This window comes from Enterococcus avium ATCC 14025 (genome assembly GCF_000406965.1).
GTDB classification, from domain to species: Bacteria; Bacillota; Bacilli; order Lactobacillales; family Enterococcaceae; genus Enterococcus_A; species Enterococcus_A avium.
On sequence record NZ_KE136357.1, the window covers coordinates 1,077,133 to 1,093,040 of the forward strand.

The window sequence follows — 15,908 nt, forward strand, 5'->3', positions numbered from 1 at the left end:
TGTTAATTCTCCTCTCCTGCTTCTTCACGTTTTCTTCTGGCTTCGGCCCGACGACGTTCATGCTCATAAATAGCAGTTTTATAATGTTCGTCTGGCTCTTCCGCCAAAACTTCTGGATAGCTCATTAGAAACCCAACTTCTTGACCGATCTCTAAATTATACTCAGAAATGATCATTCGACGGGGGATTTTAAGTTGACCTAAACGACCTTTTAAGTCGATTGTCACACTGGCATCGTGAAGTTCAACGATGATGCCTTCAAACATCTGTTCCGTCGAAATATATTTGAGTTTATTCATTCCATCCATTACTTCACCTTATTCTACTTCGTAAATTTCTTGGCGTTTTTTACTCTTAGGTAAGACTTGTTCGTTATCTACTAGGTCAATTTTCTTGCCTGTTGTTTTTTCGATGATCTCGATGTTGTTGGCTTTCACGTTTGGATTCCATTTACGTTCAGCAGCTTTGATCGTGCCGCCGCCCATCAAGGTCTTCAACATTGCTAGATCACGAATTGCATCTTCTTTACATAGGGTATTGTTCGACAAGATCTCATTTTCGATCCCTTGCATTGATTTGTTGTTGTCAACCATAGCGATCATCTCTGGGTTACCGACAACTAACGCACCCTGTACAGCTGAATAAGAGTCTCCGACAACTTTAATGCCGCGTTTACCAATTTCTTCGATATGTGAAGCAAAGTCGATATGGTTATTACCAAATCCTTCAGTTGTAACAATTGCGCCATCAACATCCATCGCTTCAATTGTCATACCTAAACGTTTAGAAACATAGTATTTTTCAGTATTCGCTTGCGGAGAACCTACAAACATAACACCGACTAAATCGATTTCTTCGTCTTCCATTGCTTCACGTACTAATGGTTCTCTCCAGTAGTGACGAGAAGTTTCTTTTGATGCTGGTCCAATACATGTTAATGCATGGATTCCGCCGTCTAATACTTCAGTTGGCGCTAAAATGACTGGTAAGTTTCCAAGGTCAACGTTAGGTTTCGCACCTAATGTTCCAACTGGTTCGATCGGCATGATCAAGTTATCGTGCATCGCACCTTGACCCATGATCTCTTTAACGATGATCACGCGTTTGTTACCAATCCGGCGTTTTTGTACGATTTCATCATGTTCTACAACTAGAGATTCGTCTGCTTTTTTCACTGCTTCGCGAATTTCTTGTGTAATGTAGTCAGATGCTTTATGAGCGGCTAATGGTCCAGGACGTTCCATATTCGCGCCTTCTTTAATTGTTACTTGTGTTTTGATGAAGATTTCGCCTTTGTCCGGTGCACCAGGACGTCCCCACATGATGTTGCGGTCTAATTCACCTTCAGATGAACCGAATTCACCGATTTGAACACCATTTGCATCTGTTCCTGTAAGAACCATCACGACGCCATCTAACACACGTGTAACACCATGGCCGATATCCGCGCCATCCATTTTAGCAGCGATAGGTTGTACGTCCATGATCGTTTCACTATATTCGTTGTATTTATCTGGTGTAATGATTTCAAAAGTAACACTTTCAACTAGTTCTTCTAGTTCTGCCGCTTCCGCACACATATCTTCCATTTTACGTAAAACTAATGTCGTACCTTCGATTTTCGTTTCATCGCCAAACACAACTTTTTCAATCTTCATGTGATCGCGACGAACAGAACGAACGACTTTTTCTTCTACTTTTGCTTCTGGAGCTGTTGAAGCTTCTGCAACTGGCGCTTCTGGCGCTTGAGCCGCTGCTGCAACTGGAGGCACTGGGGCTGCTGGAGCTACACCCATTTGACCTGCAATAGCCATCGGTACTTCTAAATCAATACCGCGTCCTTCAGCAATATGGATTTTAATTGTTTGTCCGCCCACTGGCGAAACTGGTGCCACGGGAGCAATAGGAGCAACTGGAGTAGGTGCTTCTTCGACAGGAGCTTCCTCTTCTGCTGCTTCTTCAGTGTCCTCAGAAACACCATCTAATAATTCTTTTGTCAATGGAACCAACGCATCCGTTGTTTCTTTCAATGTCGTGCCAAGTACTTGTTCGATTGTTAGAGTATTTTCAGGCATTTCTAATAAACCTGAATCCTCTAAATCAGGGAAGATCGCTGGATCTTCTAAATCATCTGGTGCGATTACTTTGCCTGCTTCTGCACGGCAACATAATACTGCAGGGTCTTTGGCATGTTCTTTAGCAGTTTCTGCTGTAATAGACATTCGTTAAATCCTCCTAAATTTTTAAAATTAATTTGTAGGTAATCGACGATATAGTCTATGCCCATCTGCCCGCAGTACATGATCTGTATGATGATAAACCGGAACTCCTAACCTAGGAGCTACACCCATAACGGTGTTCGTTCAATCGGAACAGGATCCAGTCAATACTACTTCTGCTCCTTGCTTCTTCAAGGACATCACAGTTGCAGCTTGGCCTGGACAAATACCTGGCAGGGCACATCTATATCTTCCATTTACTTCTACCATTCGCTTGCAGCGTTCTGCAGCGACAACTTCAGCGCCCATGTTATTAGCGATCTCGGTCATGCGTTCGGCAGAGCCGCCGCATTCGCAAATCAAAAGACCGACTTTCCGACTTTCTTGAGGGAAAGGCATAGCGACTAACACACCACCACTTGTCTTAGTGATCGGTGTCATCTCGTCACCACTTCTTCCTGTCATTGGTCCGCCAATTACGATCTCGCCATGAGGTTCGACATATCCGCCAACATTGTTAATCAATGTTTTAACTGGTGTGCCAATAGGTACATCTACGAAAACTGTTTCTTTTTGTTTTACACGACCCGAAACGGTCACGTCTTTGTCAATGAACGGTTTGCGGTCTTCAATTGCTTCTGCGATACGTTTAATCGTTTCCACATTGTCGATCACAGCACCAACCTCTGTAGGAAGTTGACCTGGTTCCAAAACAATGTCCATTACTTCACGAACGATCATACGCTCGTCCCCTGCTGGATAGATGTCTGGCAATTGATAAACATCCAGTGTTGGTTCATTGTCCACTGCCTTCAGCAAGCGTGTGACCAGCATCCGGTGTTTACCTTTTACAGCAATTACACCTTTTGGCGCCTTCGTCATTTCCATGCAGTATTTCATTCCGCGGATCAGTTGCTCGATATGTTCACTCATTTGTTTGACATTATGAGCTAATAACGCCTCACATTCTGCACCGTTCGCAATAAAAAGACCTTCTGGAATCTCGCAAGCCAGTTTCAAGAATGTTGGAAAACCCGCACCTCCTGCACCGACGATTCCCGCAGCTTCCACTGCCTTTGCATGAGAATCCGTTTCAGGAATGGGAACAAATGTTGAAAAATCTTGTTCCTCGTCAATCGTCAGAACGATATTTTCACCATCTACATCCACTACTTTCCCAGAAAAGCTGGCATGAATATTGGCACCTAAACCATTAGGCTCAGCGATTAATTGTCCTCGTTGGACCTGATCACCAGCCTGTACGATCCCTTTACAAGGAGCGCCGACATGTTGTTTTAATGGTATAAGAATTTGTGTCAAATTATTTCACCTCCTTGCTTCTTTGTTTGTTCGAACTTGAGCAAATCAGCCACCCGTAGTTCAAGTAAATCATAGCACACTCATCTCCCTTGTAAAAGGTCGTTTCTCGATTATTTTGATATTTTCTGATAAACAACTTGACAAATTGTAGATTTTTTTGGATTCTCTAATTAAATTTTCATCAAAAATATCAATTCCTCAAAAATCGTTTACAAAGACTGATTCAATAATATTTTTAACGATTGTGGATTGTCGACAACACAAGTTATGTATTTGAATATTAAGAAACCTCAATCGTTATTTCACATTTACACTAATTAATTATATTCGTTATTTTATTTAGCCTTGTCAGCAACTTAAATGAAGTTTTAGGACTATTTTTATCCCTTCCAACAAAATAAATCTTCTCCATTCATATGTATATAGGTTCACATTAAAGAATCTTGATTATTCTCTTTAACAATCTCATAATTGGCACGGTTCAAACTATTTTATTAAAGACAAAAAAAGCACTTGCCAGATTGAGGCAAGTGCTAAAAATTGATTAATCATCTTGTTCTAATCGATCAAGAGTTTTACTTCCAAACCATAACGCTAAACCTAACACGATAACAACTGCGGCTAAAATACCATAGCCCATCTGGAATCGAGAAGGATCACTTGTTTCTAAAATTGCATAAATTTTAGGGTAAATCATAGTCGCAAAGAATACCGCGATTGGCCATAGTCCTAATAATAGGCCCATTACTTTAGCTGGTGCTAACTTCGCGATAAATGAGTTGCCTAGTGGAGAGAAGATCATTTCACCCACAGACATCAACAGACTTACTAATACCAACCATAAAATTGATGTTTGTCCTTTACCGATGATATCTGCTAAAACCATCGCAACATAAGAGACACCTACTAGAATCATACCCAATGCTGTCTTTTTAAACATACTCATATCACCTTTAGGACGGGCAGCCATTTTAGTCCACAAACGACCTAATAGTGGGCCTAAAATGATACAAGTTAATGCATTCATTGAGTCAAAATAAGAAGTTGGAACTTTAAAGCTACCTACTAGCCAGTTTGCTCGTTCTAAGAAGCCTGCGCCATCACCATATCCAAAGTAATAGTAAGCTGGCATATAAGCTAAATACCAAACTGTCCAGAATACAATAGAAAAAATTGTAACTAAGATAATCGCTAGGATACGTTTTTTATCCCCCGAAGTTAATTTTGCATCCGCGCCTTCTTCCTTTTTACCGGCAGATTCAAATTTACGTTGGTCAATTTTAAATGGTTTTTTTCCTGCATCACCTAATGAACGGCTATTGAAAATAAACCATAGTGCATCAACCAATAGTAAAATACCACAAATTAAGAAAACAAAATTATAGCCAAATGTGGGAATTAACAATACTAAGAAAGTCGTTCCAATGAATGAACCAATGTTTACGAATGAGTATTGAACAGAGAAAGCTTCATTCAGTGCTTTTTCATCATCAAAGAGCAACCCGTTTACCCCGGATAAATTACCTTTGAATAATCCAGTACCAATCGATACTAAGATAATCATTATCCAAACCATAGTCAGGGAATCTGCCTGCCAAGTAAATAGATAACCTACACCCATCAAAATCATTCCGGCAGCCACACAAAGGCGTGGACTTAACCAATAATCGGCTAACCAACCACCAAAAATTGGAGTAATGTAAGTCATTGCAACGAAAGCAGCTGATACTGATGCAGCTTTTGCAGTTGAAAGTCCAAGACCTCCAGAGCCCACATTAACCGCAATCCAGATCGCCAACATATATTTTACCGTATAAAATGCGCATCGTTCAAACGAGAACCCTAATGCACAGACATAAAACCCAAAAGGTTTCTTTGTTTTTACTGGAGTTGTTTCCACTATCATTCCTTCTCTCTTTAAAAAATTAATCGTTCGCTGCGAGCCATTCTTCCAACAACTTCATATATTTTTCACGTTCTTCTACAAATGGCATGTGTCTGCTATTAGCAAACAGCTCCCATTTTGCGCCTGGAATCGCATCATACATGGTTTTTGCTACTAAAGGTGTACACAAATCATTTGTGCCACTTGTAACAAGTGTCGGGATAGTGACATCACGCAGCTTTTCGGTATAATCATACCCTTGTAAAGTACCTTCCGGCGAGTATTCATTTGGCCCCCAAGCCGTGACATAGCTTTCAGTACCAGCTACTTTTTCACGCCACAATGGTTCAGGATCATCCTTAGTAAATACTGGAGCCGCATGGCGTACCATGAAGCGATCATTTGCCGCCAGATAAGCTGGATCGTCGTAAACGCCGGTTTCTTCTGCTTTTGCAATGGCTGCTTGATCTTCTTCTGACATAAATTTGATCATCCGATGTTGTTCTTGCGCCCAAAGTTTGGCAGAAGGCAATGTACTAGAAAGTACCATACTCTTGATGCCTTTTGGTGCATAATCACAAACATAAATGATTTCTAACATTCCGCCCCAAGATTGGCCTAGTAAATGAACTTCGTCCAAACCTAGATGCTCTCTCAAAGCAATCAACTCATTGACCCATGTTTCCGCCGTCCAAAGTTCCGGCTGTGAAGGTACCGCAGATTTCCCGCAACCTAGTTGATCATACATGATGATCTGGCGGCCATCGACCGCCATTTCATCAAGAACTTCAAAATAGTTATGGGTTGATCCAGGTCCGCCGTGCATGACAATCAATGGTTTCTTATTCCCGCTTTGTTCTCCAACAACTCGATAATAAGTTTGATGCCCTAGATAAGGCATATATCCTTCTTCGATTTTCATACGTTGCGCGGCCTCCTAACCGATTACTTCTAAGTCTTTCGGATAATGGTTCAAGTTTTCGCAGCCATCTTCTGTCACGATTACTAAATCTTCGATCCGTACACCGACTTCGCCTGGAATGTAAATTCCTGGTTCAATCGAGAAGACATTGCCTACTTCTGCGACAGCATCATTTGCTCCTGAAACGTCCCCTGTTTCATGACAATCGATCCCGATAAAATGGCCAAGACGGTGAGTAAAGTATTCTCCGTAACCTTTTTCCGTGATGTAATCACGAGCAGCAGCATCAAGTTCAGAAAATTTAACCCCTGGCTTCACAAGATCAATCGCACGTTGGGCAGCTTCTTTAACGATTTCATACACTTCACGACCTTTATCTGATACTTCTTTATAGAAGAATGTCCGTGTCATGTCGGAAGCATAAGAGTTTTTGATTCCGCCGATGTCTAAGATGACTGAATCACCCGGTTTAACTTTTGAATCATCCGTTTCATGGTGAGGGTCTGCCGCATTTGCGCCATAACCTACGATTGGATCAAATGAGAAGCCGGTATTGCCTAACTCTTTGTAGATCTCGCCTAATTTTTCAGCCATTTCAGCTTCTGTTAGTTCTTGTGGCAATAATTTTTTCAAACGATCAATCGCGATCTCATTATCTGCTTGCGCATCACGCATTAATTGTTTTTCTTCTTCGTCTTTGATCGCACGGACCGCGTCAGTGACTTCCGAACCATTGCCTAATTTAGCATTAGGTACAAGCTCTAATAAGTGTAATAAGAAATGCGCAGGCCAATTCTTATCTACACCAATTTTTTTGTCAGTATCAACATACTCAAGTACTTTTTTCACAGCGTCGTCGGTATCATCAATAAATACTTTTTCCACGCCCAAGTCTTCTTCGATTGGGAATAATTTGTTAACGATCAATGTGTTTTTATTTTCTGGAGTAATTACTAATACTAACAACCGTTCACCAGGATGAATCCAGCGACCAGTTAGATAGAAAATAGTTGTTGGATCTGAAACTAGCAGTTGGCCATAACCTTGTTCTTTCATTTTCTCAATTACTCTTTCAACGCGACGTTCTTTCAAAATGTTTCACTCCTTCTATTGATATTCTTAGCCTGGCGGCATTATTAAAAACAGCTCTGTTTTCACGTAGCTGTTAATAATCCTTTTCGCGGAAACTAACTGCTATGCAACAGTTCGAAAACAACACAAAAAAATTGTGCAGCTATTCACCTATCACTAGTTTTAAAATAACCATAAAATCATTTGAATTTCAAGTCTTTCACAGAATAAAATCAACTAAAATTATAGGTATCCGCTTCCACTAGTTTACTATATCTTTCGGCTTATTTAAACAATTCTTTAAAGTTTTTTTCTAAATCGCCATTTGATTGGAATAATTATCAAAAAAATTGTCCCAAAATCTATTATTTCTCCAGTTATTTCTGCTCCTTATCTTTCTCTCATGGTTTTGTTTTTCTATTAAAATAATGGGATTTTCAATAACACTTTCTAAAACAATTAGTTTGTTTTTTCGAATGGAAATAAAATAAAAAACAATTCTGTTATACAACAAAATTGTTTCTACATTTTATTCACGAGAGTGAATTTTTATTCTTTTGCATTTTATGATAGGAATAGAAAAATTTAGGTGATAACTCATAACCCACTGTGATCCCTACAGCAATTGCGATAGCGATCTTCAAAACTTGAACACCAATTTGTGCGGCTTTGATGGAATCACCGATGAAAAAATTATAAGTAAAATTGTAAATTCCCATTCCGGGAACAAGGCAAAAAATACCACAAATCAAAAAAATTGTCACCGGTGCTTTTAAAGCAAAGGACGCTTCTCGTGAAAGATAAATCAATGCCATTGAAGCAATAAATGTCGCAGCAACTGGTGCAACCCAAAAATGCATGATCAGCAAATAGATGGCCCAACCGCAAGCGCCGATTACTCCGCAGTGAACATAATAGCAACGGGGAACCTCAAAAAGTATCGCAAATGAGATTGTTCCTAAAAACCCAGCTAGGATTTGAAGCAAAGTAGTTACCATGATTGCTTTCACTCCTTTCAATTTTCAAATAAATTAGCTAAATAATTGCAAGACAAGTCCAACTCCCACAGAAACACAAAGAGCGGTAATAAGAGCATTGATCATCTGCCCCCAGCCAGAGCTGTAGTCGCCATCAAATAAATAACGTATACCATTAACAACCGCCACACCAGGTAGCAATGAAATGATTCCACCAGTAACTAGACTAGTCAGCTGCAGTACCGGAAAAAAATGAACAAACAAGCAAGCTAAAATACTGACAAAGCCGCTACTGGTAATTGTTGAAATAATATCCGACATATTAAATTTCGGTAATAAGTACATAGAAAAGCAGGCTAATAGCACACCTAAAATGAATGCACCGATGGTATCCCAAAGACTTCCTCCAAAAATAAAACAGAAGCTGGCACTGCCAAAAGCATAGGCAAAAATTTTTAATGGATTTGAAGCAAAGGACTCATTTTTAATCTCCTGCAGCCACTCATTGGCATCCTCTGGGCTCAAACGTTTTTCTGTTAAGCGACGCGATAAGGTGTTGATCTGTTCAATCCGCCCCAAATTAATTGGAGAAATCGGAATATCCCGTACACGAGCCTGGACTGTTTGATCCTTCAGCCGAGCTGTCATAAAAATCCCATTGATTAAAACAAAACTATCAAATTCCTTCAAATCCAGAGCTTCCGCAATATGGCGTATGGTCGTCTCAATCCGCTTGATCTCCGCACCATTCTTTAATAGTGTTTCCCCAATATCATAGACGAAATCAAAAGCTTCCTGTTCATTCATCGGTTTCACTCCCTTTTTTACGTAAATAATCTGCCAAATCATACGTTTTTTTCATCAATAGTTTAACGTGATTACTTGTTTAAAAAACGACGACAGCCTCTGCCGTCGTCGTCTTAGTATAGCCTATCTCAATCTTATAATTCAATCAAATCATGAGAAATACTGATCATATTTTCATAGCCGTCATCCGTGATCAAGACTTGGTCCTCAATTCGGACACCACCCCAATCCGGAATATAGATTCCAGGTTCAATGGTCATGACCATACCCGTTTCCAATACATCATCATATTGTTCGTCAATGTATGGTAATTCGTGAACAAATAACCCGATACTATGACCAATATTCCGATACGTATATTGCGGATATTCTGTTCCCGCCAATGGTTTCAATGATGCTTGATAGATGTCTTTCACTGCGGCGCCATTTTTCATAACTGCTTCTGCTGCTTCTAGACTTTGTTTTTCAAGCTCATACACTTCTCGTTGTTTTTCTGACGCCTTTCCGACAACGACCGTACGTGTCATATCAGACATATAACCTTCGTATTGACAGCCAAAATCCATTAAGACAAAATCACCATATTCAATTGATTTTTTCGATGGAATGCCATGTAACAAAGAGGTATTTGCGCCAGAAATTAAAATATTTCCATATGGCTGCGTATCTGCACCCTCTTGTACCATGTATAAAGAAAGCTTAGCTGCTAATTCTTTTTCTGTTACCCCAATGCGAATTTCCGGTAATAGCCGATTAAGTGCACGACATGAAATTTCGCAAGCGTTGCGCATGTACTGAATTTCTTTTGGTGATTTAATGGCACGCATGCGGTCAATTACACCACCCTCTTGAACAAATTCCGCTTTGGTCTTCGAGGTGAAATCAGAATACATATCATAGGTCAGATAATCTGCTTCAAAAGCGATCGTCTTTATGTTTTTCTCACTTGCTAAGCGTGCCACTGTGTCCCCGACAGTCCGTCCGGGCAAACGCCAATTAATGATTTCATAATCTGGTACTTCAATATCCGCTTGTTCGGTATAACGCGGATCAGTCAAAAAGTATTGTCCCTCTTGTGTGAGCAAAATAAATGAATCGTCTCCTGTCCAGCCGCTAGTAAAACGAACATTTACTCTTTTAGCAATAAAAAAAGCGTCCAATTTCTCTTTTTCCAAATACGCACGAATCTTTGCTTCGTTTAACATTGTCACACGTTCCTTTCTGTTTTGAAGTTCTAGCCTTCTAAAGAATAGAGTAGCAGTCGCAGGAACTTTGGTCAACGCTTTCAAAAAAATATACTCTCAGCAACAACCATAAATAACCATTCTAGCGGTTCATTCCTCTAAGTCTTTCTGACCATCAGCTCTAGTTTGACAGTTTATCGCGAAATCGCTTACCATTGGTTTATCACATTTTTAAAAGGAGGTACTTATGGAAAAAGCTAGTCATCATACCTGTCAGCATAATCAACATGTGAAATCCAGCTTGCCTTTCAATCATAATCACGAGTTGAACCTTGCCAGACAAAACTGTGTTGCCTCGTTTAACAAACTTGAAATTATCCAAGAAAACAAAGTGATTTGGAGTCAAAAAGCTTATGATTTTTTGGAGAAGGACTGCCCTACTTCCGCAAATCCCAGTCTATGGGAAAATGCCCGCTGTAATCATCAGACAGGATTATTTCGTGTAACGGATAAGATTTTTCAACTTCGCGGCTTTGATATGGCGAACTTGAGTCTGATTTTGACTCCGCAAAATACTTGGGTGATTTTTGACACCTTGATGAGTATTGAATGTTCCCGAGCAGCGATTGAATTTGCTAATCACTGGTTTGAAGAAAATGACTATCCAATTGTTGACGGACACATTGCAGGAATTGTTATCAGCCACTCTCATGTGGATCATTTTGGCGGAATTCGCGGGTTGTTTCCTGATTTCACGTTAGAGCCAGAGATACCTATTTTTGCTCCAACAGGTTTTACTGAAGCCGCGATTGCTGAAAATTTGATGGCCGGCAAAGCCATGGGACGAAGAGCAGGCTACCAATATGGCACCCTGCTAGAAAATTCCCCCACTGGCTCACTGTCAATCGGGATCGGTCAAGGACAGTCTTTAGGAACGGTTAGTTTTGAGCTGCCGACAAAAGAGATTACTGAAAATCAAACGCTGGAAATAGATGGATTAGAAATGGTTTTTCAATTAACTCCCGGTACAGAAGCTCCCGCCGAAATGAACACATATTTTCCTCAGTATAAAGCATTGTGGATGGCAGAAAACTGTACCTGTACCATGCATAATTTATATACACTACGAGGAGCTCAGGTTCGTGATGCGACAGCTTGGGCAAAATATCTTCTAGAAGCCCAGCAATTATTTGGAGAACAAGCTCGGGTAATGTTTCATGCTCACACTTGGCCGCGATATGCAACAGCCGAAGACCCCGACGCAATTAAAGATTACTTAATCTCTCAAGCTCGATTATATAAAGGTATCCATGACCAGACGTTATCCGCTATCAATAAAGGATACACCATTAACGAACTTGAAAGTCAGATTAGGCTGCCAAAAGAATTAACGGAAAAATGGTACTTAAGACCTTACTACGGAACACTGAGTCATAATAGCAAAGCCGTCTATCAAAAATATATGGGCTGGTATGATTCGAATCCAGTTAATTTGGACCCGCTGCCGCCGATTGAAGAAGCTAAAAATTTCATCAATTATATGGGTGGCGCACAGAAAATTTTACAAAAAGCCGCTGAAGACTATCAAAACGGTAACTATCGCTGGGTAGCTAAAGTAACCAATCTGATCGTTTTCGCAGAACCAGACAATCAGGATGCGCGCCTTCTTTGCAATAAGGCTCTCACCCAATTGGGGTATCAGGCAGAGTCAGGTACTTGGCGTAATGAATACTTAACTGGTGCTCTGGAGCTCGCGCAGGGAACAATCAAAAATCCCGATCATTATGCCAATGGATCTCAGGATCTGATCAGTCATCTCACTGGGGAAATGGTGCTCAATTATTTAAGTTTACTCACTATCCCTAGCGACAAACAGCTTTCTGGTATAGTTGTTTTTGAAGATGATTGGACTTTTGAAAATGGCGCATACAAACAACGAAGCTCTTGTTACCAACTTGATTATTGGCGAGGAATCTTAACTTACTTTCCAATTAATTCAACCAATTTAGCTTCACCAGAATATCTTTATCGTGGAAACAGAATACCTTTTATGAATCAGCTTCTCTATACGAAAACAGAGGAACTAAAAGAATGGCGTCAGCTATTTGAAATAAATCCTGACGAACGTTACTTCAATATTATTGAACCTTAATAAAATGGAACAACCAAAAAGCAGCAGAAATTTTCTATTGAGAATTTCTGCTGCTTTTTATTTACGTCGATGGCGACTCATCCGAGTCATTGGTGCATCAGATGAGGGTCTATCTGTTTTGGTTTCAACCGTTCGTTTTGGTTCACGTGACGGACGAGCTTCTTTTCGGGTTAAAATTTCTTGCTTTGGTTTGGCAACACGCGGCTGCACATCTGAATTTTCAGCCTTTTTACGATCTGCTGCTTTTCTTAATTCTGAAACATCTCGTGTAGCGCTCTTTTCTTCTGTTTTTACTGAAGGTTTTTTAGTTCGCTTCGGCAATTCAGGAAATTTAAAGGATTTAATTGTTTGCTCTTCGTGGAAAAAGGGAATTCGTTGTAAAAACAAGTTGCCCAGATATCCCGCTAACCAGATCCACAAAAATAATTCCACTGGAAACAGTAATAAAAATAAACAGGCTGTAGCAAATGGCTGCTTCAAGATTACTGCACAAGCGCTAGCTGTAAAAACAGCTACCAATAAGCCAGGTGAGTACGGCGATAGATTCGCAAAAGCCAATGCAACGGCGATACTTCCAAAAATCATCGGAAAGATTGTTCCGCCACGCCAGTTGCAGGCCAGACAAATCATCGTAATCGCTACCTTACCAAATCCGATTAATAGCAGAATGAAAAAACTCATCGTTTCTGCCTGACGAGTAAAAGACAAGAGACTATGCTCGCCGGAAAATAAAAAGTATGGAGAGATCGTTCCCAATAATCCTAGAAGTACTCCCGCTAAAATAGCTAACGGCAGTGGATTTTTGATCCGCTGATTCAGCTTATCGCCCTTTTCTTGTAAAACTAAGAAAAATTTCCCAAAAAGCGCGCCTAAAATAATCATGGGAATAACCAGCAGCAAACCTTGCCAAGTAAAACTGCTCTCCATTCTGCGAATCGCAAACACTTGCTCTTGGTTAGGAAAGAGATTGTACGCTAAAAGATAACCAATGAAACCTGTAAACGTCGTAAAAATGTATAAAACGTATTTTTTAAGTTTACTTTCCGTCACCACTTGCCAATTATCACGTTCCACCGAACGTCCCACACCGAACAATGGTGTCATAAAGATAACACCCATGGATGTCCCGATGCTAAACTCGATCATATCGGTTCGCTGGTCAGCGGAGAGCTTCCTCCGATCAGCCATATACGTGACGAGACCACCAATGATTGCTACCAGAGCCGCTTCAGGCCCTAAGCTTGCGCCAAATAGCAACACGATCAAAGCGCCTAGTAAATTTCGAATCAGCTTTCCATCGTGATAATCGACTCGCTGTGTTTCTTGAAACTCATCAAAAGATTCTTGCAAGGTTCGGGGGTACCGTCCAAACGTTTTAACAAAAAAACCAATAGCTACCCCACCAATCGTACAAAGAATCAAAGGATAAAAGCGCGGATCACCCAGCGCTTTAGGCAGTGTCTGCCATAAAAGTTGATGACCTACCTCTGCCAGCCCCATAAATAAAGCTATAATGACTCCTACAGCTAATCCTAAAAGCCCACTATAACCAAAAAGTGCTAGTTTAAACTTATTCATAAAATTAACCTTTCTATACTGATAGACTCCGCTACATTATATCAAAGGTTTTCGTTCTTAGGAGACCTTTTTAGAGACTTTTTGCGTTTTTTCAAGCTTTTGCCGCAGATTTTTTTGCTGAATAATTAATTGAACCGATGAAAGCGTTTGTTTAAGATCAGCGGTTAGCTCGTAATGATCAATTAAGTATTGTCGAGTTTTCTCGGTAAAGAAGCCCTTCATGAAGGCAAAAAAGAACCCTTCTGGATTTTTAACCGTTTTATAACGATACATTTGTTCGATAGCCTTAGCAATTGCATCCCCAATGTCAGCCTTGAAATATTCGTTGTGTTCAAAGGTTAATACTTCAGCTTCTGCTGGTAATCCTGCTTGGATATATTGCTGTGTGCTGGCATATTTAGCTTTGAAAATAGTATCAACAAACCAACGTGCCTTTTGATAATTTCCCTCGCAAAATGGTAGAAATCGTTGAAAAGCTTGCTGTGGTAATAAATGAGCGTAACGAGCATTCAGGCCTTCGATTAAACTTTGATCCTGCGAAGTAGCTGTGTTTTGCGGCGACTTGCTGGTTACTTTTGTTGCATTTGTGGTTTGTTTTGCTAAATGTTTTTGTGTACTTGTAAGCAAATCTTGCGAGCTCCTAGACGCAGATTCTGCTTGTCTATCCACAGTGGATAACTCGGCTTTTTTTTCGGGAACTGAGTTTTCCACAGGAGTTAAGGTTTTTGTGCTCATATAATTTTTAAAAGACAATTGAACAACCATTCCCTTTTCAGGGGCTTTAGGATTAGAAACATAGATACGATAGTTCTTTAACCCATGACGCAGAACCTGAATTAAGCCCGCTTTTATCAATACATTTTTCAAAGTTGTTATTTTTCGTTCAGACACACGTAACAAAGCTGCCGCTTCTTCGTTTGAAAAATAGATATAAGGAATCCCTGCTTCATCTAGCCAGCTTCCGTCTTTTTGGGAATTGTAAATACTGCAAGTCATGCGCATTGTGTAAAGGGCATGGAGCATCATTGCTTCAATAGAAAGCTTTTCATATTGTGGATTATTAATTAAATTCATATCAATCGGAATATAATTTCCATTGGGTAAGTTTGTTGCTGTCATGATATTTTCTAAATTTGTGGACACGACAAAAAACCTCCTTGTTCACTCTCAAAATTATTTACGAAAGTTTTAAAGGAATGCTTACTGTCACAAGATATTTGATTGAGAAAGTATCCAAAATATGGTATACTTAATAGAAGGTTAGGCAAACGCCAATTTTTCTAACCCTTAAACGTTTATCTAAATGTGACAGGCTAATTCGCCAAAATTAGCTCAAACCTTTGAGTTTAAAGATCGCCAAATCTTTAAACTCTTTTTTTCGTTTTTTTCTACATGTATAGAATAATGGATTAAAAGCCTGTTGTAAAGCGATTCCCTACCATCTTTTTTTAGAGTAAACTTTTATTATGTTTATAAAACAAATTAAGGTTTACTATAATATAGAGATAAAAACAATTTTGGTTTACTTTATTAAAGGATATAAAAGTATTTATAGTAAACCTTAAATTAAGTATTGTCTTCCCCCTGTTCGAGTTGTAATGTGGATAAAAAGTAATGTGGATAAGGACTTCTTTAGTTATCCACAGCTTACATAGAGAAAGCTCGTCTTTAGGAAAAAGTAAACTTTAAAAAATAATAAACAATAATAAAGGTAAACTTAAATAACAGATAACTTTTAAAAAAGTAAACCGTAATGCAAGATGAACTCTACATTACGGTTTACTTTTTTTGTG

The 15,908-nt window shown here is 39.6% G+C and carries 12 protein-coding genes; 1 reads left to right on the top strand and 11 read right to left on the bottom strand.

The window, feature by feature from the left end; all coding sequences use genetic code 11:
* Window positions 1-2 precede the first annotated feature (2 nt).
* The 9 genes from OMU_RS05120 to OMU_RS05160 all read right to left on the bottom strand — a co-directional run bounded on the left by OMU_RS05120 (window position 3) and on the right by OMU_RS05160 (window position 10,406).
* Window positions 3-308, bottom strand: a complete 306-nt coding sequence (locus tag OMU_RS05120) for a CBO2463/CBO2479 domain-containing protein (RefSeq protein WP_016178903.1) — start codon at window positions 306-308, stop codon at window positions 3-5.
* A 9-nt stretch (window positions 309-317) separates the two neighbouring features.
* The gene (gene prdA / locus OMU_RS05125; RefSeq protein ID WP_016178904.1) at window positions 318-2,222 is read right to left on the bottom strand and encodes a D-proline reductase (dithiol) proprotein PrdA; all 1,905 of its coding nucleotides are present in this window, start codon (window positions 2,220-2,222) and stop codon (window positions 318-320) included.
* Between the two features lie 27 nt (window positions 2,223-2,249).
* Window positions 2,250-3,539 carry a proline reductase-associated electron transfer protein PrdC gene (prdC, locus tag OMU_RS05130; protein ID WP_171030557.1) on the bottom strand — a complete coding sequence of 430 codons (1,290 nt, stop codon included), beginning with the start codon at window positions 3,537-3,539 and terminating at the stop codon, window positions 2,250-2,252.
* A 544-nt stretch (window positions 3,540-4,083) separates the two neighbouring features.
* A complete protein-coding gene (locus tag OMU_RS05135; RefSeq protein ID WP_016178906.1) occupies window positions 4,084-5,439 on the bottom strand; it encodes a peptide MFS transporter in 1,356 nt (451 codons plus the stop codon).
* Window positions 5,440-5,464: 25 nt separating this feature from the next.
* The gene (gene pepI, locus OMU_RS05140; protein ID WP_016178907.1) at window positions 5,465-6,346 is read right to left on the bottom strand and encodes a proline iminopeptidase; all 882 of its coding nucleotides are present in this window, start codon (window positions 6,344-6,346) and stop codon (window positions 5,465-5,467) included.
* 15 nt (window positions 6,347-6,361) lie between these two features.
* On the bottom strand, window positions 6,362-7,438 hold the full coding sequence (locus OMU_RS05145; RefSeq protein ID WP_016178908.1) for a M24 family metallopeptidase: 1,077 nt from the start codon (window positions 7,436-7,438) through the stop codon (window positions 6,362-6,364).
* 512 nt (window positions 7,439-7,950) lie between these two features.
* Entirely contained in the window at window positions 7,951-8,415 is a 465-nt protein-coding gene (locus OMU_RS05150) for a threonine/serine exporter family protein (protein ID WP_016178909.1), read from the bottom strand.
* Between the two features lie 33 nt (window positions 8,416-8,448).
* Complete coding sequence (locus tag OMU_RS05155; protein ID WP_016178910.1) at window positions 8,449-9,201, bottom strand: threonine/serine exporter family protein; 753 nt, start codon at window positions 9,199-9,201, stop codon at window positions 8,449-8,451.
* 134 nt (window positions 9,202-9,335) lie between these two features.
* Window positions 9,336-10,406 (bottom strand): M24 family metallopeptidase, encoded by a 1,071-nt coding sequence (locus OMU_RS05160; RefSeq protein ID WP_016178911.1) that lies wholly within the window; start codon window positions 10,404-10,406, stop codon window positions 9,336-9,338.
* A 226-nt stretch (window positions 10,407-10,632) separates the two neighbouring features.
* Here OMU_RS05160 and OMU_RS05165 point away from each other — a divergent pair, with 226 nt between their 5' ends.
* Window positions 10,633-12,537 (top strand): alkyl/aryl-sulfatase, encoded by a 1,905-nt coding sequence (locus tag OMU_RS05165; RefSeq protein WP_016178912.1) that lies wholly within the window; start codon window positions 10,633-10,635, stop codon window positions 12,535-12,537.
* Window positions 12,538-12,594: 57 nt separating this feature from the next.
* Here OMU_RS05165 and OMU_RS05170 read toward each other — a convergent pair whose 3' ends face one another.
* Together OMU_RS05170 and OMU_RS05175 are read right to left on the bottom strand one after the other, a co-directional pair.
* Complete coding sequence (locus OMU_RS05170; RefSeq protein ID WP_016178913.1) at window positions 12,595-14,115, bottom strand: chloride channel protein; 1,521 nt, start codon at window positions 14,113-14,115, stop codon at window positions 12,595-12,597.
* 57 nt (window positions 14,116-14,172) lie between these two features.
* Window positions 14,173-15,258, bottom strand: a complete 1,086-nt coding sequence (locus tag OMU_RS05175; protein WP_016178914.1) for a replication initiator protein A — start codon at window positions 15,256-15,258, stop codon at window positions 14,173-14,175.
* Window positions 15,259-15,908: the final 650 nt, after the last annotated feature.